Annotated in this window: 17 protein-coding genes; 9 read left to right on the top strand and 8 right to left on the bottom strand. The window is 57.9% G+C overall.

Going from position 1 to position 22,918, the window contains the following annotated elements; all coding sequences use genetic code 11:
• Positions 1-174 precede the first annotated feature (174 nt).
• Complete coding sequence (locus QFI97_RS19710; RefSeq protein WP_331835713.1) at positions 175-1,248, top strand: LacI family DNA-binding transcriptional regulator; 1,074 nt, start codon at positions 175-177, stop codon at positions 1,246-1,248.
• Here the strand turns inward: QFI97_RS19710 and QFI97_RS19705 are convergent.
• The 6 genes from QFI97_RS19705 to moeA all read right to left on the bottom strand — a co-directional run bounded on the left by QFI97_RS19705 (position 1,245) and on the right by moeA (position 9,142).
• The gene (locus QFI97_RS19705; protein WP_346431836.1) at positions 1,245-2,510 is read right to left on the bottom strand and encodes a DUF1479 domain-containing protein; all 1,266 of its coding nucleotides are present in this window, start codon (positions 2,508-2,510) and stop codon (positions 1,245-1,247) included. The two genes, QFI97_RS19710 and QFI97_RS19705, sit on opposite strands and share 4 nt — an antisense overlap.
• Positions 2,511-2,650: 140 nt before the next feature.
• Positions 2,651-3,466 carry a Cof-type HAD-IIB family hydrolase gene (locus tag QFI97_RS19700; RefSeq protein WP_095095428.1) on the bottom strand — a complete coding sequence of 272 codons (816 nt, stop codon included), beginning with the start codon at positions 3,464-3,466 and terminating at the stop codon, positions 2,651-2,653.
• A 192-nt stretch (positions 3,467-3,658) separates the two neighbouring features.
• Positions 3,659-6,091, bottom strand: a complete 2,433-nt coding sequence (locus tag QFI97_RS19695) for a formate C-acetyltransferase/glycerol dehydratase family glycyl radical enzyme (RefSeq protein WP_346431835.1) — start codon at positions 6,089-6,091, stop codon at positions 3,659-3,661.
• 4 nt (positions 6,092-6,095) lie between these two features.
• Positions 6,096-6,995: a glycyl-radical enzyme activating protein gene (locus QFI97_RS19690; protein WP_331850527.1), complete on the bottom strand. Its 900-nt coding sequence runs from the start codon at positions 6,993-6,995 to the stop codon at positions 6,096-6,098.
• A gap of 156 nt (positions 6,996-7,151) precedes the next feature.
• Positions 7,152-7,907: a molybdopterin-synthase adenylyltransferase MoeB gene (gene moeB / locus QFI97_RS19685; protein WP_095095434.1), complete on the bottom strand. Its 756-nt coding sequence runs from the start codon at positions 7,905-7,907 to the stop codon at positions 7,152-7,154.
• Positions 7,907-9,142: a molybdopterin molybdotransferase MoeA gene (gene moeA / locus QFI97_RS19680; protein WP_346431834.1), complete on the bottom strand. Its 1,236-nt coding sequence runs from the start codon at positions 9,140-9,142 to the stop codon at positions 7,907-7,909. The genes moeB and moeA overlap by 1 nt, the downstream gene beginning before the upstream one ends.
• A 254-nt stretch (positions 9,143-9,396) precedes the next feature.
• Between moeA and iaaA the strand changes: the two genes are divergently transcribed.
• The 5 genes from iaaA to gsiD all read left to right on the top strand — a co-directional run bounded on the left by iaaA (position 9,397) and on the right by gsiD (position 15,723).
• The gene (gene iaaA, locus QFI97_RS19675) at positions 9,397-10,338 is read left to right on the top strand and encodes a beta-aspartyl-peptidase (RefSeq protein ID WP_095095440.1); all 942 of its coding nucleotides are present in this window, start codon (positions 9,397-9,399) and stop codon (positions 10,336-10,338) included.
• 13 nt (positions 10,339-10,351) lie between these two features.
• A complete protein-coding gene (gene gsiA, locus QFI97_RS19670; RefSeq protein WP_346431833.1) occupies positions 10,352-12,211 on the top strand; it encodes a glutathione ABC transporter ATP-binding protein GsiA in 1,860 nt (619 codons plus the stop codon).
• A 37-nt stretch (positions 12,212-12,248) separates the two neighbouring features.
• Positions 12,249-13,790: a glutathione ABC transporter substrate-binding protein GsiB gene (gsiB, locus tag QFI97_RS19665; RefSeq protein WP_346431832.1), complete on the top strand. Its 1,542-nt coding sequence runs from the start codon at positions 12,249-12,251 to the stop codon at positions 13,788-13,790.
• A 99-nt stretch (positions 13,791-13,889) separates the two neighbouring features.
• A complete protein-coding gene (gene gsiC, locus QFI97_RS19660; RefSeq protein WP_346431831.1) occupies positions 13,890-14,810 on the top strand; it encodes a glutathione ABC transporter permease GsiC in 921 nt (306 codons plus the stop codon).
• A 1-nt stretch (position 14,811) separates the two neighbouring features.
• A complete protein-coding gene (gsiD, locus tag QFI97_RS19655) occupies positions 14,812-15,723 on the top strand; it encodes a glutathione ABC transporter permease GsiD (RefSeq protein WP_331835706.1) in 912 nt (303 codons plus the stop codon).
• Between the two features lie 62 nt (positions 15,724-15,785).
• Here gsiD and QFI97_RS19650 read toward each other — a convergent pair whose 3' ends face one another.
• On the bottom strand, positions 15,786-16,790 hold the full coding sequence (locus tag QFI97_RS19650; RefSeq protein WP_346431830.1) for a LacI family DNA-binding transcriptional regulator: 1,005 nt from the start codon (positions 16,788-16,790) through the stop codon (positions 15,786-15,788).
• A 248-nt stretch (positions 16,791-17,038) separates the two neighbouring features.
• Here QFI97_RS19650 and QFI97_RS19645 point away from each other — a divergent pair, with 248 nt between their 5' ends.
• Complete coding sequence (locus QFI97_RS19645; RefSeq protein WP_346431829.1) at positions 17,039-19,102, top strand: glycoside hydrolase family 31 protein; 2,064 nt, start codon at positions 17,039-17,041, stop codon at positions 19,100-19,102.
• The gene (locus QFI97_RS19640) at positions 19,099-20,478 is read left to right on the top strand and encodes an MFS transporter (protein WP_346431828.1); all 1,380 of its coding nucleotides are present in this window, start codon (positions 19,099-19,101) and stop codon (positions 20,476-20,478) included. The genes QFI97_RS19645 and QFI97_RS19640 overlap by 4 nt, the downstream gene beginning before the upstream one ends.
• 46 nt (positions 20,479-20,524) lie before the next feature.
• Here QFI97_RS19640 and rimO read toward each other — a convergent pair whose 3' ends face one another.
• Positions 20,525-21,850: a 30S ribosomal protein S12 methylthiotransferase RimO gene (rimO, locus tag QFI97_RS19635; RefSeq protein ID WP_095095453.1), complete on the bottom strand. Its 1,326-nt coding sequence runs from the start codon at positions 21,848-21,850 to the stop codon at positions 20,525-20,527.
• A 269-nt stretch (positions 21,851-22,119) separates the two neighbouring features.
• On the opposite strand from rimO, the gene QFI97_RS19630 reads away from it, so the two are divergent.
• A complete protein-coding gene (locus tag QFI97_RS19630) occupies positions 22,120-22,635 on the top strand; it encodes a hypothetical protein (RefSeq protein WP_499843348.1) in 516 nt (171 codons plus the stop codon).
• The last annotated feature ends 283 nt before the right edge of the window (positions 22,636-22,918 follow it).

The raw sequence follows: 22,918 nt of genomic DNA, 5'->3' as shown, positions 1-22,918 counted from the left end.
AAGTTATCGGACCAATTCAGGTTAAGATAGAAAATGAGCGGCCAATAGTCTTATTTATGCAACTTTTTTCATGAGATGAGGAAAAGCTCACGACAGATAGCGAATCTGGCTTGATAAACTGCTTTTTAGCGCCATGAAAATTCTTTCATTTGCAAGATGGAGCTGGATCACAAAATGGATAAAAAGCTGAGAATTGCCGAAATCGCGGCCCGCACGGGGATGTCGGCGAGTACCGTTTCCCGGGTGCTGGCGGGCAAAGCGAACACCAGCGAAAAGGCGCGCCAGCGGGTCCTGCAGTGCGCCCGCGAAATGGGGGTGATGGAGGGACTCGCCGCCGGACGCATGCTGCTGAACAGCCTGGTGGTTTTCGCCCCTTCCCGGGCGTTTGATGAGCGCTCAGATATCTATTACTACCGGGTCATTCAGAGCATTAATAATGCGCTGGCTCCGCATGAGGTCCGCCTGCGAACCTGCGCGCTGGAAGAGAACGACAGCGATGCCAACCTGTTTTTGGCCCGCATGAACGAGGCGGAGACCGAGGCGGCCATTCTGCTGGGCATTGACGATCCGCATATTCACGATCTGGCCGCCGATTTCGCCAAACCCTGCGTGCTGATCAACTGCCGGGATGAGGGCATGCGCCTGACGTCGATCGCCCCGGATCACCGGCTGATTGGCCAGTTTGCCGCGCGCTATCTGTTTGAGATGGGGCATCGGGCGGTCATGAACGTGATGTGTCTGCGGCGCTACACCATGGAGCTGCGGCTGGTGGGCATCAAGGAGGCCTGGCGGGCGCGTAACCTACGTTTCCTCGACGGGCGAGATCTGATCGGCGTGGCGAACTTCAGCGCCAGGGAGACGGAGGAGCAGGTAGGAGAGTGGCTCGATGCTCAGGCGGGTAAGCCGCTGCCGACGGCCTTCCTGGTTGGCGGAGATTATATGGTGGTGGGGACCGTGAACGCCTTGCAAAAGCGCGGCCTGCGGGTTCCTCAGGACATCTCGGTCATGAGCATCGACGGGTTTAACCTCGCGGCTATCCAGGATGTGCCGCTTACCGCCGTCCACGTCCCGCGCGATGAGCTCGGCACTGAGGCGGTGCAGCTCCTGCAGCAGCGGCTGATCCGTCCCCACGCCCCGCGCGGTTCGCTGCTGCTAAACGGGACGCTGGTGGTTCGGGATTCGGTACGGCGGATACGGCCCGGCAGCCGCCGCACCGCCGTTGAGCAACAGGGGCTGTACGACGATTAAACGTCGATACCCAGCGCGCGTTTGCCGTGAACGTTGAGATCGTCGAGGGTAAAGCGCGCCTGCCAGTCGGCTTCGTAGTCTTCGCGCGGGAAATCGCCCGGCGATGCGCCTTTCTCGAGCGCGATTTTAACCTTGTGCGCGTAGGCGAGATTCTTCTCGCACAGCGGGGCGGCGGGGATATACATCACGTTGCCCCAGCCCTGCTGGTTTTCGACCGGCGCCACCGAGTGGATCACGTCGCAGTGCCACCACACCGAATCGCCGGCGCTGATGGCCGGGATCGCGCTTAGCGCTTTAATCAGCAGCGGGTGCCATTTCTCGGAAATCGGCAACACTTTACCCGGCGCCACGCCGCACAGCTCATCGTCAGGGACGTCGTCGAGCAGCGGACGCAGCAGAACGTAGGCCATCGCCTCCGGAATCGGCACCACGTGCAGCAGGCCCTGATCCGGGATCATATCGGAGAGCGCCGTCCAGCCCTGGAAGGTGCGGAATACCGAGCATTTGGTGGTGTTGTCGACGGTGTACTCTTCCACTTCGGTCCGGTGCGCCGCATCCCACGGGTCGTAAGCGTCAATATTGCCGTTAAAGACGTTGGCGAATACCTGCTGATAGGCGGGCAGCAGCCAGCGCTCGAGGGCGCCTGAATCGGTGTGCGCCCCCAGCCCCTTCGAGGTGGTGCCCGGCGGGCGGCGGCGGATGCGGTCAGGATAGATAACGCTGACGTCCGGGTCGAACCACTGCTTGCCGTCATGGCTGAAGGTCCACAGGCGGTTAAGGAACGACTGCACCGCGGCCATCTCGTCGCTCTGCCGCGCCTGCATCTGCGCCTGCGACCAGTAAATCGGGTAAATCTCCGGACGCGAGGCGTCGAGCGAGCCGAAGAAGGTATCGCCGGGGCCTTTGTAAACGTCGTCGAAGCGGTTGAGATCGAGGTATTCCAGCATCGAGTTATCCCACGCCAGCGCCCGCTCGCGTGAGAAGTGACCTTTGATCACCGCGCAGCCGCGGCGTCTGATGGCCTCGCGCTGGGCATCGCTCACTTTGCCCTGCGCAATATCGCTGAACGGGATAATCGGCCAGACCTCTTCCCCGCGCGCCTTGATGGCGTCAATTTCGTCGAGGCGCGCGCTAATTCGCGCCGTCAGCCGCTCGAACACGGCCTGCACGTCGCCAATTTGCGCGCGCAGATCCTGTTTTATTTGTCGAATCGCCGCTTTGTGGTCGGCGGGGAGCGTTTCGCTGGTATGGATAACCGTCATGATAGCCTCACCTTGCTTTCATTCGAAAGTATTAAATCTTACAAACGTTAATTTAAGTTAAATTTAAGTTAATGCAAGTTTAAAAATTGGATGAGGTGCACAAAATGGAAAAAACCGGGGCAGGAGGCCCCGGCGGCAGGCTATTCGTTGAAGGGGGCGGCGTGGTCCACAACGGCCTGAATCACATTCAGCGCGCCGTGGTGGTTATTGTCATCGGTCGCAAAGCGGGAGATGGCCTTGATGCTATCGGCGGCGTTGCCCATAGCGAAAGAGTACTTCACCAGCTTCAGCATTTCGGCGTCGTTGCCGCTGTCGCCAATCGCCACGCACTCCTGCGGCGAGATGTGCCAGCGTTTCAGCAGGCGGCTGATACCGTTAGCTTTATGCAGGCCGGGGATAATTAAATCGACGAAGCCAAAGCCGCTGGTCACCGGCTTCATGATGCCGTCCAGCGAGACGTGCAGCTTATCAATAAGCTGCGGGATATCGCTGTCCGGCAGGTTAAGCGAGAACTTAAACAGCGTGTCGTCGATATCATGGTAACTGGCGATGCGCTGCAGACGATGATAGTGCTTTGACATCAGCGCGACGAAGCTGTCGGGCGCGCGGTCGCTGACGTAGGCGCTTTCAAGGCCGCAGGCGACGAAGTTGAGCTGCGGGTCTTTGAGCAGCTCGCCGATCACAATCTGCGACTCATGGCGGGTCAGCTCGCCGTGAAACAGCTGCCGGCCGTGCTCGTACACCAGCGCGCCATTCTCGGCGACGAAGGAGATCTGCTCGCGAATTTCCGGGAAAAAGGAGATCAGCTGGTAGTACTGATTGCCGCTGGCGACAACGAATTCAATACCCTGCTTATTGAGCTGCGCGAACTGCGCGAGAAAACGCGAGCGGTCATACTGCTTGGCGTCATTGAGAAAAGTTCCGTCCATATCAGTGACGATAACTTTAATGGTCATACCTATGCTCCTGGCTTAACTGCGACCAGTAACATTCTAATTACAATGTGACCCAAAGCACAAATTTATTTCGAATGAAAGGCTACCCGCCGTCTTTGCGGCTTCCTGCCGCGCAAAATCCAAAACCGGCGAGGAGCGGGTAGCCCGGCCAGGCGTAGCGCCAGCCGGGTGTTGTGTGATGCGGGGTCCGCTCTACAGCGTATGCTCGGTACGGGCGATAATATCGTCCTGGGCATCCGGCGACAGGGCGGTAAAGAACGCCGAGTAGCCGGCGACGCGAACCACTAAATCACGATACTGGTCAGGGTGTTTCTTCGCGTCCAGCAGCGTTTCGCGCGAGACGATGTTGTACTGGATATGCCAGCCTTTGTGCACCTCGAAGAAGGTGCGCAGCAGCACCATTAGCTTCTGCTTATCGGACTCGTTCTCCAGCGTCGCCGGGTTGAGCTTCTGATTCAGCAGTACGCCGCCGAGAATCGCCCCGGTGGGGAGCTTACCGACCGAGCTAATCACCGCGGTTGGCCCGAGGTGGTCGGTGCCGGAAGCCGGGCTTGCCCCTTCGGCCAGCGGAGAGTGGGCTTTGCGTCCATCCGGGGTAGCCATCGTCTGGGCGCCAAACGGCACGTTGGCGGAAATAGACGAGGTCCCGGCGTAGTAGTTCCCGCCAATCGGGCCGCGGCCGTAGCGCGGGTTATGGTAATGCTTCAGCTCGTCGATATAGGTTTGATAGGCGCGGGCCAGCAGGGCGTCGACGCTGTCCTCATCGTTGCCGTACTTCGGTGCGCCGTTGATTAAGCGCTGGCGCAGCTGCTCGTGGGTCAGCCCTTCGAAGTCCTCCGCGAGGGCTGTCGCCAGCTGCTGCTGGCCGATGGCGCCCTGCTCGAAGACCAGCTTTTTCACCGCCACCAGGCTATTACCGAGGTTGGCGATCCCGACCTGCAGACCGGAAACCCAGTCATACTTCGCGCCGCCCTGTTTGATGCTTTTCGCCCGCTCGATGCAGTCATCCACCAGCGCGGAGCAGAGAATATCGTGCACGTTCTCTTCCAGCATGGTATCGACGACGTACTCAATTTCGATCGACTTACGCGTGTAGTAGCGGATCTGGGTATCCCAGTCGGCCAGCACCTGCTCGAAGCTGCCGAAGTTGCCTTTCGATAGCGCGTGCTCCTGCGGCAGAAACACCTGGCCGCTGGTGGCGTCGCGGCCGCCTTCCAGCGCGGCCAGCATCACGCGGGCGAAGTTGATAAAGCTCATCCCGGTGCAGCGATAGCCCCATTTGCCGCCCACGGCGGTTTCGATACAGCCAATCGCCGCGTAGTCGTAGGCATCCTGAGGCTCAATCCCGAGCTTGATGAACTCTGGAATAACGATCTCATCGTTATTGAACGCCGGCATGCCGAAGCCGCAGCGAATGACCTGCACGCAGGCATCGAGGAAGTCGTTACTCATCCCGGCGTGGTAGCGCACGCTGAGGTTGGGCTGAGTCGAGCGCAGACGCCCGCAGGATTCGAGGATCGCGTACGAGAGCGGGTTCACCGCATCCTGCGGCTGGCCGTCGCGCAGGTTCTGGCCGCCGATGGTGACGTTCTGATACAGCGGGCTGCCCGCGGATGCTTTGGAGTGCGAGCCGGAGCGGATCTTGTTCACTTCCAGCAGCTTCAGCCAGCAGCTGTGCAGCAGCTCGATGGCATGCTCGCGGTCCAGCGACTGCTGGAGCTCGACGTCGCGACGGTAGTAAGGATACAGGTGCTGATCCATACGGCCGAAGGAGACCGAATGGCCGTTGGATTCAATCTGCAGGATCAGCTGAATGAAGTAGCACAGCTGCAGCGCCTGCCAGAAGGTTTTCGGCGGCTCGTGGGCAACGATCTCGCAGCCTTCGGCGATAGTCAGCAGCTCGTCGCGGCGGGAGGCGCGGGTTTCTTCCGCCGCCATGCTGCGCGCCAGTTCGGCAAAGCGTCGGCTGTGATCGCTGACCGCCTCCAGCACGATATCAATGGCCTTAAGGAACTGCTCGCCGTGCAGATCTTCCAGCACGGTCAGGTTAATACGCGAGCGGCGTTCGGCGACCTTAGCGCGCATGCCGTCGAGGCCTTTTTCCAGCAGCAGCGGATAGTTCACCGCGAGGTGAGCATCGCCGGAAGTCATGTTGCCTTCCGCTTTAATAATTCCGGCGGCGAGCAGCGCTTTTTGTTCATCGGTGAACATCCCGTAGCAGCGATCCTGCACGGTCTGACCGCGCCACCACGGGCAGATTTCATGCAGGATGCGCTTGTTCTCTTCGCTGACCGCGAAACCGGCGCCGGGACGATCGGCGAGATCGTCAATCTCCTTCTCAATCCAGCTGACGGTATATTCCGGGAAAATTGGCGCCGCGCGCACTTCGCTGGCCTGGTTGCCGACGATCAGCTCGTCGTGTTTGATCCAGATGGTGCGTTCTGCCAGATGGTGGGCCAGCGCCAGCGCGCGGCGTACCGGGATTGGCTTATCCAGGTGCTGCTGATAAGCGGCGGTATAGTGCCGCGCCCGTTCGGTGCACACCGGCGGCTTAACGATATGTACCAGCGCGGTTTTATGCGCCTGAATGCGGGGGCTTAGCGTATCCAGTTTCAGAGTGGTCATCATTTTATCCTCGTAGAGTAGCCGTTAAACCTTTGCTCTGAGCGTAGGTCTGCGCGAAGGCGAGCAGCTCGGGGGCAGCAAGGGGTTTGTCCGGAGCGGTATAGGGCTGACTGAGTAACTGATATTTGTTCATTCCCAGCGTGTGGTACGGCAGGAAGTGGATCTCGCCAACCTGCAGACGGTCGGCGGCAAAGTCGGTAATCGCGGCAATCGTCGCCTCATCGGCGTTGAAGCCCTGAATCAGCGGGACGCGGATGATGATTTTCTTCCCCGCCTGCGCTACGCGCTGCAGGTTATCGAGCACCCGGCCGGCGCTGCCGTCGGTCCACTCTTTGAAAATGGCTTCGTTGACGTGCTTGAGGTCGGCGAGGAACAGGTCAACATAGGGCAGCGAGGGCTCAACGTATTTCCACGGCACGTGCAGGCAGGTTTCGACCGCGGTATGAATCCCCGCCGCGCGGCTGGCCTGCAGCAGCTGCCGCGCCAGCTCGGGATTCATAAACGGCTCGCCGCCGGAAAGGGTCACGCCGCCGCCGCTGCGATCGTAAAAAGGCTTATCGCGCAGCACCGTGGCCATAATCTGCGCCACCTCTTTTTCTTCGCCGCATACGCTGAGGGCGGTTGTCGGGCAGCAGTCGCGCAGCCGCTCATAGCCTTCGGCGGTGAGCTTCTGGCGGTGGATAATCAGGCCGTCGAGTTTACGGGTTATCACATCCGGCGCGGCCTGCTGGCACAGATCGCAGCCCGCAAGGCACAGGCGGGCGTCGTATAGCAGATCCGCAGTGCGAGAGCGGCTTTCCGGGTTTTGACACCAGCGGCAGCCCAGCGAGCAGCCTTTAAGGAATACGACGGTGCGGATCCCAGGGCCGTCATGGGTTGAGTAGCGCTGAATGTTGAAAATCATGAAGGCCCCCCCCTTTTTTTGCATATGAAGATTAAATAACTTTCGAATGAAAGTTGTATTGATGCAAATCAACAAGCGGGGCGGGCCGCTGCGGCGAAGAGGGGAAAGGCGCGGTCGATCACAAATTTTCCGGCGACGGCCGCCGCCGGAGAAGGGCTAACGGCTGGCGCAAACCTCGCACTGCGGGTCGCGCATCAGCTTCATTTCGCGGAACTGACAGGTCATGGCGTCGTACATGACCAGCTTGCCCGCGGCAGGCGTGCCGTACTGAGTTAAGACTTTAATGGCCTCCATCGCCTGCAGGGAGCCAATGACGCCGACCAGCGGCGCCATCACGCCAGCCTCAACGCAGGTGAGGGCATTCTCGCCGAACAGCCGGCTCAGGCAGCGATAGCAGGGCTCGTTATCCTGATACATAAAGACGCTGATTTGCCCCTCCATGCGGATCGCGGCGCCGGAGACCAGCGGCGTTTGATGCTGAAAACAGCCCGCGTTGAGCTGATTGCGTATCGCCACGTTATCGGTACAGTCGAGCACCAGATCGTGGGCGGCGATCTGCGCCGCCAGCGCCTGCTGGTCCAGCAGCGCATTCAGCGGGGTGAGCCGTACGTGGGGGTTGATCCGCGCCAGCGAATCGCGGGCGGAGTCCACCTTCGGCAGACCGATAGCGGCATCGCTGTGCAGCGTCTGGCGCTGTAGATTGGAGAGCGAGACGCTATCGAAATCGAGCAGGGTAAGCTCGCCGACGCCGGCCGCCGCCAGATACTGGGCGGCAGCGCAGCCCAGGCCACCGAGGCCGACCACCAGCACCCGGGCGCCTTTCAGCCGCTCCTGACCGTCAAAATCGAAATTGCGCAGGATTATCTGCCGGTTGTAGCGCAGCATCTCCTCATCGCTCAGCTCGACGTCCATCACAGCCCTCCGAGGAGGTGGTGAAAGGGTTCGACTTCGACCCACTCGCCCGCTTCCACGTTACCGCGCTCGCGCTCCAGCACGATAAAGCAGTTACCCTGGCTAAATGAGCTGAAAATGTGTGAGCCCTGATGACCGGTGGACGTCACCACCAGCTCGCCGTCCGGGTTACGCTGCAGCACGCCGCGCTGGAAGTCGAGGCGTCCCGGGGATTTTTTCAGTCGCGTCGCCGCCCGCACGCGGAGGCGCATCGGCTGCGCGCCGCCCGCGCTGCCGCTCAGTTTTGCCAGCAGCGGCAGCACCAGCTGATAGAAGGTGAGGGTGGCGGAAACCGGATTGCCCGGCAGGCCGCAGAACCAGCTGTGGCTGAGCTTGCCGAAAGCAAAAGGTTTACCGGGCTTGATCGCCAGCTTCCAGAAGCCGATTTCGCCGAGCTCCTCAAGGATCTCTTTGGTGTAATCCGCTTCGCCGACCGAGACGCCGCCCGAGCTAATCACCACATCGGCCTGCTGGTCGGCGGCGATAAACGCCGCGCGCAGTTTTGCCGGGTCGTCGGCAATAATGCCGAGGTTGATCACCTCGCAGCCCAGCTGCTGGAGCATCAGATGCACCGCCAGGCGGTTGGTATCGTAGATTTGCCCGTCGCCAAGCGGTTGGCCCGGCAGCTGCAGCTCGTCGCCGGTAGAGAATACCGCCACGCGAACTTTGCGCACTACCTCGACGTCGGCGATGCCCAGCGACGCCAGCACCGGCAGCTCCGCGACGGTCAACGGCGTACCTGCCGGGAATACCACCGCGCCGTTAGCGATATCTTCGCCGCGACGACGAATATTCTGGCCGGGTTTTACCGCGGCGATGAAGCGAACGCCGTCGGCGGTTTGCTCGGTCTCTTCCTGCATCACCACCGCATCGCAGCCCTGCGGAACCGGCGCGCCGGTCATAATGCGAATGCAGGTTCCCGCAGGCCAGGCAGCGTGGAACGGCTGGCCGGCGAACGCTTTACCGGCGACCGGCAGCGCCGCGCCGTCGGCAAGATCGGCGAGGCGTACGGCGTAGCCGTCCATGGCCGAGTTGTCAAACCCGGGGACGTCCAGCGGCGAAACGAGATCATGGGCGGTCACGCGCGAAAAGGCCTGTAACAGCGGCACGGTTTCCACCGTATTCAGCGGCGTAATACGGTTGAGCATCTGGGTCAGGGCTGTGTCGAGAGGCATCAGTCCGGCGGTAAAATCCATGGGTTTCTCCTGCGGGCAAACATCGAAAACGCCTATTATGGCAGAAAAGTGCGGGCGGCTATATGCCACCTGGGTACAGGCTTTACATCACCGTCCGCTCTTTCTATATTCAAAAATTGTATAGGACAGTCAGCACGATAATGATATCTATACACTTTATTATTTAAGCTCGCTTTGCGGGGGCTGAGACCTGATGCGGCGTGAATAAATAGCGAAACCCGCGGCGGATCGGCGCAGCATGAAGGAATGGCGGAATGAGCAAGGCGGTGATAGCAATTCACGGTGGCGCAGGGGCAATCACCCGATCGCAGCTGACGCCGGAGCGCGAACGGCAGTTCATGGCGGCGCTGTCGGCGATTGTCGATAGCGGGCAGAAAATGCTGGCGGCGGGCGCCAGCGCGCTGGACACGGTCACCGAGGCGGTGCGCCAGCTGGAGGAGTGTCCGCTGTTTAACGCCGGGATCGGCTCGGTGTTTACCCGGGACGCCACCCATGAGCTCGACGCCTGCGTGATGGACGGCAACAGCCTGCATGCCGGAGCGGTTGCCGGCGTTAAGCATCTGCGCAACCCGGTACTGGCCGCGCGGCTGGTGCTGGAACAGAGCCCGCACGTGCTGCTGATTGGCGAAGGGGCGGAAGCGTTCGCCGCCTCGCACGGTATGGCGCGGGTGGAAAACGATCTATTTTCGACGACCGAGCGCCGTCTGCAGCTACAGCAGGCGCAGGAAGACGATGAGGTCGTCCTCGACCACGGCGCAGCGCCGCTGGACGAGCGGCATAAAATGGGCACCGTCGGCGCGGTAGCGCTGGATATCGCCGGCAACCTTGCCGCCGCCACGTCCACCGGCGGGATGACCAATAAGCTCCCCGGGCGCGTTGGCGATAGTCCGCTGCCCGGAGCCGGCTGCTACGCCAATAACGCCAGCGTGGCGGTCTCCTGTACCGGCACCGGCGAGGTGTTTATCCGCACCCTCGCGGCCTACGATATCGCCGCGCTCATGGAGTACGCGAACCTGAGCCTGCATGAGGCCTGTGAGCGGGTGGTGATGGAGAAGCTTCCGGCGCTCGGCGGCAGCGGCGGGCTGATTGCTATCGACAGAGAAGGCAACGTGGTGCTGCCGTTTAACAGCGAGGGGATGTATCGGGCCTGGTGCTACGCGGGCGATACGCCCACTATTGGTATTTATCGGGAATAAGGGGGAAGGGACGTTGCCGCATAGTCAAGAAATCGACGCCAGTGATGTTCTGGCGGTGCGCGATCTGAACGTGGCGTTCAGCCAGGAGCAGCAGACTTTTTCTGCGGTGCGGCATCTTTCGTTCAACCTGCGGCGCGGCGAAACGCTAGCCATTGTGGGCGAGTCGGGCTCGGGTAAGTCGGTCACCGCGCTGGCGCTGATGCGCCTGCTCGATGACGCCGTCAGTCAGGTCAGCAGCGACGCGCTGTGGCTGCGTCGGCGCAATAATCAGGTCATTGCGCTTGGCGAACAGTCCGCTTCGGCAATGCGCCACGTGCGCGGGGCGGATATTGCGATGATTTTCCAGGAGCCGATGACCTCGCTGAATCCGGTGTTTACCATCGGCGAACAGATTGCCGAGTCTATTCGTCTTCACCAGCGGCTGGGTCATGACGAGGCGCTGCGCGAAGCGAAAAAAATGCTCGACCAGGTGCGGATACCGGAGGCGGAGGCCATGCTGTCACGCTATCCGCATCAGCTCTCCGGCGGGATGCGCCAGCGGGTCATGATCGCGATGGCGCTTTCGTGCCGCCCGGCCGTGCTGATTGCCGACGAACCCACCACCGCGCTGGATGTCACTATCCAGGCGCAGATCCTTCAGCTTATTGCCGTGCTGCAAAAAGAGATGGAGATGGGGGTTATTTTTATTACTCACGATATGGGCGTCGTGGCCGATATCGCCGACCGCGTGCTGGTGATGTACCGCGGCGAAGCTGTGGAGAGCGGGACGGTCGAGGAGATTTTCCGCGCGCCTGAGCACCCTTACACCCAGGCGCTGCTGGCAGCCGTTCCGCGCTTAGGCTCGATGCGCGGCAGCGACCTGCCGCGCCGCTTCCCGCTGCTCAATCAACGCGCGGCTGATGAAGGCGAACAGGATACCGTCGTCGCCGGCGAGCCGATTCTGCAGGTACGCGACCTGGTGGCGCGTTTCCCGCTGCGCAGCGGCATTTTGAACCGGATTACCCGCGAGGTGCATGCCGTTGAAAAGGTGAGCTTTGACCTCTGGCCGGGAGAAACCTTGTCGCTGGTCGGCGAGTCCGGCTGCGGCAAATCCACCACCGGTCGGGCGCTGCTGCGGCTGGTGGCGACCGAGAGTGGGACTATCGTATTTAACGGCGAACGTATCGATACCCTGGCCGGCGGCAGGCTCCAGGCGCTGCGCCGCGATATTCAGTTTATTTTCCAGGACCCGTATGCCTCGCTCGATCCGCGGCAAACGGTGGGCTACTCGATTATGGAGCCGCTGCGCGTACACGGGCTGCTGGAAGGCGAGGCGGCCCGCCAGCGCGTCGCCTGGCTTCTTGAGCGCGTCGGCCTGCAGCCTGAACACGCCTGGCGCTACCCGCACGAGTTTTCCGGCGGCCAGCGCCAGCGCGTATGCATTGCGCGGGCGCTGGCGCTGAATCCAAAGGTGGTGATTGCCGATGAATCGGTTTCGGCGCTAGACGTCTCGATTCGCGCGCAGATTATCAACCTGATGCTCGATTTACAGCGTGAAATGGGCATCGCCTTTTTGTTTATTTCCCACGATATGGCGGTGGTTGAACGTATCAGCCATCGCGTTGCGGTGATGTATCGCGGGCGGATCGTTGAGATTGGCCCGCGTCGCGCCGTGTTTGAAAACCCGCAGCATCCCTATACCCGCAAGCTGATGGCCGCCGTACCGGTGGCCGACCCGGCGCATCGTCATCCGCAGCGCGTACTGCTCTCTGACGAGCTGCCGGGCAATATCTATAAGCGAGGAGGGGAAGAGGTAGCCAGCGCGCCGCTACAACAGGTAGGGCCTGGGCATTTCGTTGCCCGGGAACCTGCCGCCGGCGTTCTGGGAAGATAACAACGACACCAATAACGCAGCATTTCAGGAGAACAACATGACACAACGCGTATCACGCAAATGGTTGCTGGCGCTGGGCGTCGCTTCGGCGCTGGCGACGGCGCCGGCGCTGGCCGCAAAAGATCTGGTGGTGGCGGTCGGCTCTAACTTCACGACCCTCGACCCTTATGATGCCAACGACACCTTATCCCAGGCCGTTGCCAAGTCGTTCTATCAGGGGCTGTTCGGCCTTGATAAAGAGATGAAGCTGAAAAACGTTCTCGCGGAAAGCTATACCGTTTCGCCCGACGGCCTGGTCTACACCATTAAGCTGCACCCGGGGGTGAAGTTCCAGGACGGTACCGATTTTAACGCCGAAGCGGTGAAGGCTAACCTCGACCGCGCCAGCAATCCGGATAATCATCTCAAGCGCTATAACCTGTACAAAAATATCGCCAGCACCGAGGCGGTTGATCCGACGACGGTAAAAATCACCCTCAGGCAGCCTTTCTCGGCGTTTATCAATATCCTTGCCCATCCGGCAACGGCGATGATCTCTCCGGCGGCGCTGAAAAAATATGGCAAAGAGATTGGTTTTCATCCTGTCGGTACCGGCCCGTATCAGCTCGATACCTGGAACCAGACCGATTTTGTGAAGGTGACGAAGTTTGCCGGCTACTGGCAGCCAGGCCTGCCGAAGCTCGACTCCATCACCTGGCGTCCGGTGGTGGATAACAACACCCGCGCCGCGATGCTGCAAACCGGCGAAGCGCAGTTTGCCTTCCCGATCCCCTACGAGCAGGCGCCGCTGCTGGCGAAAAACGACAAGCTGGAGCTGGTTGCCAGCCCGTCGATCATGCAGCGTTATATCAGCATGAACGTCACGCAGAAGCCGTTTGATAACCCGAAGGTGCGCGAGGCGATTAACTACGCCATCAACCGCCAGGCGCTGGTGAAGGTCGCCTTCGCCGGGTACGCCACCCCGGCGACCGGCGTCGTGCCGCCGTCTATCGCCTATGCCGAGACCTTTAAACCGTGGCCGTACGATCCGGCTAAGGCCCGCGAGCTGCTCAAAGAGGCCGGTTTCCCTAACGGATTCAGCACCACGCTGTGGTCATCGCATAACCACAGCACCGCTCAGAAGGTGCTGCAGTTTACCCAGCAGCAGCTGGCGCAGGTGGGCATTAAAGCGCAGCTGACGGCGATGGATGCCGGCCAGCGCGCGGCGGAAGTGGAAGGCAAAGGACAGAAAGAGAGCGGAGTACGCATGTTCTACACCGGCTGGTCGGCCTCGACCGGTGAAGCCGACTGGGCGCTGTCGCCGCTTTTCGCCTCACAAAACTGGCCGCCGACCCTGTTTAATACCGCCTTCTACGGCAATCCGCAGGTGGATAAAGACCTGACCGATGCCCTGAAAACGACCGATGCGCAGGAAAAAACGCGGCTCTACAAACAGGCCCAGGACATTATCTGGAAAGAGTCGCCGTGGGTGCCGCTGGTGGTGGAAAAACTGGTCTCCGCGCACAGTAAGAATCTGAGCGGTTTTTATATTCAGCCGGATACCGGATTCAGCTTTGAGCAGGCGGATTTAGCCCAGTGACGGTTGTTACCTTTATCCCGACCCTCTCCCCCGCGGGGAGAGGCCGCCGGGCCTTGCTCCCTCTGCCATTCGCGCAGAGGGTTCGGGTGAGGAGAGGCGATGCTTAATTATGTGATTAAACGCCTGCTGGGACTGATTCCCACCCTGCTGATTGTGGCGGTGCTGGTTTTTCTGTTTGTACATATGCTGCCCGGCGACCCGGCGCGGCTGATTGCCGGACCGGAAGCCGATGCGCAGATCGTCGCGATGGTCCGCGAGCAGCTGGGGCTCGATCGGCCGCTGCACGTCCAGTTCTGGCACTATATCACCAGCGTGCTGCAGGGGGATTTTGGCATCTCGATGGCATCGCGTCGCCCGGTGAGTAGCGAAATCGCCAGCCGCTTTATGCCGACGCTGTGGCTGACGCTTGCCAGCATGAGCTGGGCGGTGGTGTTTGGTATGGCGGCGGGGATTGCCGCCGCGGTCTGGCGCAATCGCTGGCCGGACCGGCTGGGGATGGCGCTGGCGGTGACCGGTATTTCCTTTCCGGCTTTTGCCCTCGGGATGCTGCTGATGCAGGTCTTCTCCGTCGAACTTGGCTGGCTGCCGACGGTGGGCGCCGATAGCTGGCGGCACTATATTCTGCCCTCCGTGACCCTGGGCGCGGCGGTAGCCGCGGTGATGGCGCGCTTCACCCGCGCATCTTTCGTCGATGTGCTGCACGAGGACTATATGCGCACCGCGCGGGCGAAAGGGGTCAGCGAGACGCTGGTGGTGCTTAAGCACGGCCTGCGCAATGCGATGATCCCGGTGGTGACGATGATGGGGCTGCAGTTTGGCTTCCTGCTCGGCGGCTCGATCGTGGTGGAGAAAGTCTTCAACTGGCCGGGGCTCGGCAGGCTGCTGGTTGATTCGGTCGAGATGCGCGACTATCCGGTGATTCAGGCGGAAGTACTGCTGTTTTCGCTGGAATTTATTCTTATCAATTTAGTGGTGGACGTGCTGTATGCCGCCATTAACCCGGCTATCAGGTACAAGTAAGGTGCGATTGCTCAACTGGAGAAGGCAGGCGGTTATCAACGCCATGCCGGGGATCAAACCCGGTCAGATACGTACGCCGTGGCATGAGTTCTGGCGGCGCTTTCGCCGTCAGCCGGTGGCGATGGGCGCCGGCGTTTTTGTTCTGCTGCTGATCGCGGTGGCCGTCGTGGCGCCGTGGGTAGCGCCGTTCGATGCGGAAAACTACTTTGACTACGATCGCCTCAACGACGGCCCGTCGATGCTGCACTGGTTCGGCGTCGATTCGCTGGGCCGGGATATCTTCAGCCGGGTGCTGGTCGGGGCGCAGATTTCGCTGGCGGCCGGGGTGCTGGCAGTGCTGATCGGCGCGGCAATCGGCACCGTACTCGGGCTGCTGGCCGGTTACTATGAAGGCTGGTGGGACCGGATAATTATGCGCATCTGCGACGTGCTGTTCGCGTTCCCGGGGATCCTGCTGGCGATCGCCGTGGTGGCGGTTATGGGGAGCGGGATGTCGAACGTGATCATCGCGGTGGCGATCTTCTCCATTCCGGCTTTTGCTCGCCTGGTGCGCGGCAATACGCTGGTCCTCAAGCAGCAGACTTTTATCGAGTCGGCGCGCAGCATCGGCGCCAGCGATGCGACGATCCTGTTCAGCCATATTCTGCCCGGCACGGTGTCGTCGATTGTGGTCTATTTCACCATGCGTATCGGGGTGTCGATAATCTCCGCCGCCAGCCTCTCATTCCTCGGCCTCGGCGCGCAGCCCCCGACCCCGGAATGGGGGGCAATGCTGAACGAAGCGCGGGCGGATATGGTGATGGCGCCGCACGTGGCGCTGTTCCCGGCGATTGCGATTTTCCTGACGGTGCTGGCGTTTAACCTGCTGGGTGACGGCCTGCGCGATGCGCTGGATCCGAAGATAAAGGGGTAGGGTGGAGTTTTCCCGGCCGGGCTACTCTCATATGTAGCCCGGCCGAACCGCGTAAAACCGGGTCAGCGCATAACGTGTTCCCGACGCTCAACAAACCGTAACTCAGGCAGTGAATGCCGTGGCTCGCTCTTTTTCTGCATTGCGTTCAGTACGGCAAGAGCAAGCTCGCTGCCGAGCTGCTGGTAGGGAATTTCAAAACCAGTGGGTTTGGTGGGTAAAAAAGAGGACATATCGCTGCTGAATACGCCGGCAAAAAAAGCAAGATCCCAGCCATGTTGCTGTGAGTAAGCGCTGGCGCCTAATAGCTGCAGGTCGCTTAGGAAAACGACATAATCCGGAAGCGCGGTCAGGGCGTGAAAATATTGTAGCGCTTCATAACCTGATGCTTCGCTAATTTCACCGTAGTAGACGTAGTTGTCGTTGACTGGAATATCGTGCAGGCTTAGCGCATCGCGCCACGCGCGGGCAAATATATCCCCCTGAGCGCTTTGTCTGCCAAGAGTGACCAGAGCGAAATTTTTGTAGCCGGCTCGTTTCCCGCGCTCAATAGCCACTTTTGCGACATAAGCAAAATCAAGGTCGACCCAGTTAAATTCACCTTGCAGAGTATGGCTTCGTCCCAGCGTGGCAAAAGGGAAGGCGTGCTGATCGAGGTATTCAATTCTGGGGTCGTGAAGGGTGGTATTGGTCAGGATGACCGCATCCGCTTTTCGCTGTTCGATAATTTTCTGTAGCCAGAGCCGTTCATCTTCATCATCAAGCGCCAGGTGCAGGATGGTATCAATATCTTGCTGGCGAAGCCGGGCTTGCAGTCCGGCAGCGACGCGCATGAAGAAGGAGGCGGTATAAAAATTATCGCCATCTCCCGAAGGCAGCAGCAACGCGACGGTATTGACCTTGCCTTTCCGTAAGTTACGTCCTGCGGCATTGGGCAGATAGCCATAAAGCGTTGCCGCTTCACGCACTCTTTGCTGGGTGGCTGCACTGACTTCAGGATGATTGTTTAGCGCACGAGAAACGGTAGCGATAGAAAGATTCAATTTTTTCGCTAATGCTTTGATGTTCATTAATTTCCTTTCTATTGCATATGGACGATATCGCTGAATTTATATCGCGGACTGTTCAATTTATCTCTCTGGGACATTATCCACAATAATATATCATGATAACGATAAACGTGTTTAAAAATAAATCGCGGATCACAAAAGCGTTTATTTGTATTTAAGTTGATAGTTTTCATCATTGACATGCCGTGGAATATTGACCAGGATCGGAAACGTTTCCGGAATCATGCTTAATATTTTCTGAGGTGAACATGAACACGTTGAAGATCAAAGGTAATATATTATATTGGACCTGGAATGGGCAGTATTTGAAAATAATCCCATGGGGTGAGAATAGCCTTAGGGTTATTTCTGGATGGCAACCTGACGACGTCATTACAACGGATTATGCGATGCAGGATGTGCCAGAATTTGTACCTGATTTTTATCAGGGGGAAGATGAAATAACGATTACCAATGGGAACATCCGGGCACGAGTGGATATACAAGGACGAATAACATTTTTTAATCATAAAGGGGAATGCCTGCTGGAGGAACTCTGGCGGCAGCGTGACAATGGCGAGCATTTTTGGAATATAGGGACACAGCCGCAAAAGAAAATTAGTGCGCTGAAAATATCGGCCAGAGAGTGTAAGCCGCTGGCAGGGAACGCATTTGAAGTTAATGTCAGATTTGAAAGCAACCCGGATGAAAAAATATGTGGAATGGGTCAGTATCAGCACTCCTTTATCAATTTAAAAGGGTGTGCCATTGAGCTGGCGCAGCGTAATTCACAAGCCAGCGTACCGTTCATGGTATCGAGTTTAGGTTATGGATTTTTATGGAATAATCCTGCGATTGGTGACGCTATATTTGCGAATAACGAAACCCGCTGGCATGCGCAAGCCGCGGCGCGTATTGACTACTGGATTACGGCTGGCGATACGCCGGGAGAGATTGTTCGTCAGTATGCCGCCGTCACAGGGAAACCGCCGTTAATGCCCGAGTTTGCACTAGGCTTATGGCAATCAAAACTGCGCTATCGGACGCAGGAAGAGTTGCTGACCGTCGCTCGACGGTACCGGGACGAAGGGATCCCATTAGCGGTGATTGTCGCCGACTTCTTCCATTGGCCGGTTCAAGGTGACTGGCGATTTGATGAGCGTGAATGGCCCGACCCGGCGGCAATGACCGCCGAGCTCCGCGAGATGGGAACCGAGCTGATGGTATCCGTTTGGCCAACGGTTGATGTACGCAGTGAAAATTATGCGCAGATGAATGAACGCGGATTTTTAGTCAACACCCGTAAAGGGCTCAATATTAACTTTGATTTTCTCGGCAATACGCGCTTCTTAGACCCAACGCATCCTGATGCGCGAAAATTTGTCTGGCAGGTATGTAAGAAAAACTATTTCGATCGAGGTGTTAATCTTTTCTGGCTTGATGAAGCTGAGCCTGAGTACGGTGTTTATGACTTTGATAACTATCGCTACCACATTGGCTCCACTCTGGAAGTGGGGAATATCTACCCGCTCAACTATACCCAGACGTTTTATCAAGGATTACGCGATTCCGGTCAGCAAAATCCGGTGAATCTTGTTCGTTGTGCCTGGGCGGGAAGCCAACGCTATGGTGCACTCGTTTGGTCTGGCGACATCCACTCTTCGTTTGAATCTATGCGCAACCAGATTTGCGCCGGACTCAGTATGGGGATGGCCGGCATTCCCTGGTGGACAACGGATATCGGTGGATTCCACGGCGGGAATGTTAACGATCCCGGGTTCCATGAGCTGCTGATTCGCTGGTTTCAGTGGGCGGTGTTCAGCCCGGTGCTTAGGATGCACGGTCATCGCGATCCTATTATTGAGCCAGAAATTCCGTATCGTGACGGTATTGCGCAGTGTAATAGTGGTGCCGGGAATGAGCTGTGGAGTTTCGGGGAGCCAACGTTCGAGATCCTTAAACAATATACTGCCTTACGCGAAGCTCTACGTCCGTACCTGCGCCAACTGATGCGCCAGGCCCACGAAAGCGGTGAACCGCTGATGAGACCGATGTTTTATCATTATCCGCAGCAGCAGAATAGTTGGGCCGCCACCGATCAGTATCTGTTTGGCGCAGATGTGCTGGTGGCTCCCATCGTCAATGCCGGGCAGAATTCCCGCTCGGTGTGGCTGCCGGAAAATGAGTATTGGGTCGATGCGAACAGCGGGGAACGTTATCGCGGTGGAGTTAACGTCACCGTGGCTGCACCGCTCTCCGTACTGCCGCTATTTGTTCGGGAAGGGGCTGATGTGCTGCCGATTCTGACTTCGGATCGGGGGATGGGAAAATGAGTGATTTCCTGGATGCAGGACCTTCAGATGTCCCTCCGACGGCGCTGGCCCGCTTAACCGTCGCTGAAAAAATAAGCTATGGCTTAGGCGACGCTGGCGGAACGATCGTTACTGGGCTTATTTCCAATTTTTTGACTTTTTTCTATACAGATATTTTTGGATTGACGCCAGCGATAGTCGGCACCTTATTTGTGGTGCTACGTATTATTGATGCTATCTCCGACCCGTTGATTGGTATTGTTGCCGACCGCACGTCGACAACAATGGGGCAATTTCGCCCCTTTATCCTGTGGACGGCGATACCGCTGGGTTTGATTGCGTTTTTAACCTTCAGCGTCCCCGATTTAGCGTATCAATGGAAAATTGTTTATGCGGTACTGACCTATTTTGCGCTGTCCGTGCTTTATTCACTAAACAACGTTCCGTATTGCGCGCTGATCACCAAAATTACCGCGAATCCGCTTGAGTTAGTGTCATGTCAATCGTGGCGTTTTGCGCTCTGTGGCATTGCGGGATTTGCCGTCTCGGTCGGTTTACCTGTTATGGTGAAATACTTCGGCGGCGACAGCCAGGCGCAGGGCTATCGTTGGGGCGTGGGGATATTGGCGTTCTTTGCCGTGGTAATGTTCCTGTGCTGTTTTTATGGAGTAAAAGAGCGCGTTACCGCGCGGAGTCAGCATACTTTTAACTTAAAGGAGAGCCTTAAAAGCATCCGCCACAACGACCAGCTGCTGCTGACGTTTGTGATGTCGCTGCTTATTATTAGCATCTTTAACACCAAGGGCGGGGCAGCGATGTATTTTATCACCTATGTCCTGCATGGTGATGCGGCCTATACCTCTCTGTTTTTTGGATTGGCGACGCTGGGAGGTATTATTGGCTCAATATTGGTGCAGTATCTGACGCGAGTTTTTGAAATCCGGCGAATCTATTTTTGGGTTAACGTCGTGCTCGGCCTCGCGCATTTTGCCGTATGGTTCGTACCCGGCGATGCGACTACGCTGTGGCTAATTCTGGTTTTTCTTTGCTGTCTGGTGCTGGGCTTTATACTGCCGATGCATTTTACGCTGGTGACCTTCGCTGATGCCTATGGTGAGTGGAAATCAGGACGTCGTTCCTCGGGGATGAACTTTGCCTTTAACCTGTTTTTCGTGAAGCTTGCCTGGGCGGTGGCGGGCGTGATTATCAGCGTGACGCTGATGGCGGTGTCCTATCAGTCGGGTATGGAGAATCAGACGCCATCATCGATTGCCGGAATCACCTTGCTATCAACAATAATACCCGGCTGCCTGCATTTACTGTTGGCCACAACGGTCATTTTTTTCCGGATTGATAATCAAATGGTTGCCAGGATGGATAAAGCGGCGGGGCGTTGAGAGTTCCCGGCGTCGAGCTGAGCGACGCCGGGGAAGTTAGCGGGAATTAAACCCGGCTACCCCACAGGTCGTACTCGTCGGCATGCTCAACTTTGACCCGCAGCACGTCGCCCGGTTTCACTTTGGTTTCGCCGTTCAGATACACCGCGCCGTCGATTTCCGGGGCGTCGGCCATGCTGCGGCCAATGGCGCCTTCTTCGTCAACTTCGTCGATAAGTACCATGATTTCGCGGCCGACCTTCTCCTGCAGACGTTCGGCGGAAATCTGCTGCTGCAGCTGCATAAAGCGGTTCCAGCGCTCCTCTTTCACCTCTTCCGCAACCTGATCCGCCAGCTCGTTGGCGGTAGCGCCATCGACCGGGCTGTATTTAAAGCAGCCGACGCGGTCAAGGCGGGCTTCTTTCAGGAAGTCGAGCAGCATCTGGAAATCTTCTTCCGTTTCTCCCGGGAAGCCGACGATAAAGGTCGAACGCAGGGTCAGGTCAGGGCAGACTTCACGCCACTGCTTGATGCGCGCCAGCTGGCGATCGGCGGAGCCCGGGCGTTTCATCATCTTGAGGATCCGCGGGCTGGCGTGCTGCAGCGGGATATCGAGATACGGCAGGATTTTACCTTCCGCCATCAGCGGGATCACGTCGTCGACGTGCGGGTATGGATAAACGTAGTGCAGGCGCACCCAGATACCCAGTTTTGCCAGCTCTTCGCACAGGCTGACCATGCTGGTTTTCACCGGCATGCCGTTGTGGAAACCGGTGCGATGCTTCACATCGACGCCGTAGGCGGAGGTATCCTGAGAAATCACCAGCAGCTCTTTCACCCCGGCGTCGGCCAGGCGCTTAGCTTCAGACAGCACTTCGCCAATCGGACGGCTCACAAGATCGCCGCGCATGGACGGAATGATGCAGAACGTGCAGCGGTGGTTACAGCCTTCGGAAATTTTCAGGTAAGCGTAGTGGCGCGGCGTCAGCTTAACGCCCTGTTCCGGCACCAGGCTCAGGAACGGGTTGTGCTTCGGCTTCGGCGTGTAGTGGTGTACGTGCTCGAGAACCTGCTCGTAGCTGTGCGGGCCGGTGATCTCCAGCACTTTCGGATGAACCTCGCGGATCTGGTCGACTTTTGCGCCCAGGCAGCCGGTAACGATCACTTTGCCGTTTTCTTTTAAGGCTTCGCCAATCGCTTCCAGCGACTCCTGAACGGCGCTATCGATAAAGCCGCAGGTGTTGACGATAACCATATCGGCGTTTTCGTAGGTAGGAACCACGTCATACCCTTCGGTGCGCAGTTCGGTCAGGATGCGTTCTGAGTCTACAAGGTTTTTCGGACAGCCAAGGGAGACGAAGCCGATCTTCGGCTGGTGCGTTACATTGCTCATAGCTTAAAAAGTGTTCAATTATTGGAATGGTCAGGGCAGGGATTCTACAGAGGTTGGCGGGAAAATTGTACTGGTATCTCCGTTTTCGCCATCGGTCGGGCGATATTTATCACCACCCGTTTCCCAGGAAGTGAAGAGGGGAAAGCATAGCCGGCGAAGGGCGGCTGAAGATGCGGTATAAAAAGTGATTGAGCATCGGTTTAGACGCGCTGTGCTAGCGTTATGCTTTTCTTTTCAGGTTATCCGTTTGCCGTTTTCTGAGTTGGTCCATGTTTAAAAAACGAAGTTGTATATTAGGTATTTCAATGATGGCCGCAGGGCCAGGGTATGCCGGGGAGCTTAATTTATATTCGATAAATACCGGTTCGTATGTCTACCACCTGACGGGAAATCATGGGCAGTATAACGAGCATTTTAATAATCAGTTTCTGTCAGTAGAGCGAAAGTTTTCGCCGGATTCCAGATATAGCGCGTTAGCCGGGACGATGAAAAATAGTTTTGACGATCGCTGCCTGTCGCTGGGTATGAGAAGAGACTGGGTTGCAGGCCAAAGCGGCTGGACGTTTAAAGGCGTATACGCCTACACCGGGGAATTCTTTTTTAAAGCGTTCAGCCACTGCGGCGACTCGGGGGCCTACCGGACGGCGAAGAAGTTAACCGGGGTAGGCTTCTCCCCGTATGTTTATCATGGCCTGCAATATAACTTTACGGATTATTTTGGCGTTGAGGGCGGAATTATTATTCCGGCGATTTTCGTTATGAGTGTTCAGTGGAGTTTCCGCTAAGCAGTATTATCCCCAGTCGCATGTAATAATACTATTTCGGCTTGCGCACTGCGGCCTGTTCAGCCGTATGTCGGGTAGGTCGTCCTCTTTTTTATCTAAAGGGTAGCAGCTGCAAAGTACCAAAATACAGCAGAGCATCAGCAAAGGGCGGAGCATATATTGATCCTGAAAGTGAGCGCCGGACGTTGATATCTGGCGTCATCCCTGTCCAGCGTAGAATATCGCCTGATAAGACGGGCATGCCCGGTAATACCGATACAACAGTTCGGGAACTTACCGGCCC

The organism is Klebsiella scottii, from assembly GCF_036561945.1.
GTDB lineage: Bacteria > Pseudomonadota > Gammaproteobacteria > Enterobacterales > Enterobacteriaceae > Klebsiella > Klebsiella scottii.
This window is presented reverse-complemented; position numbering and strand designations above follow the sequence as displayed.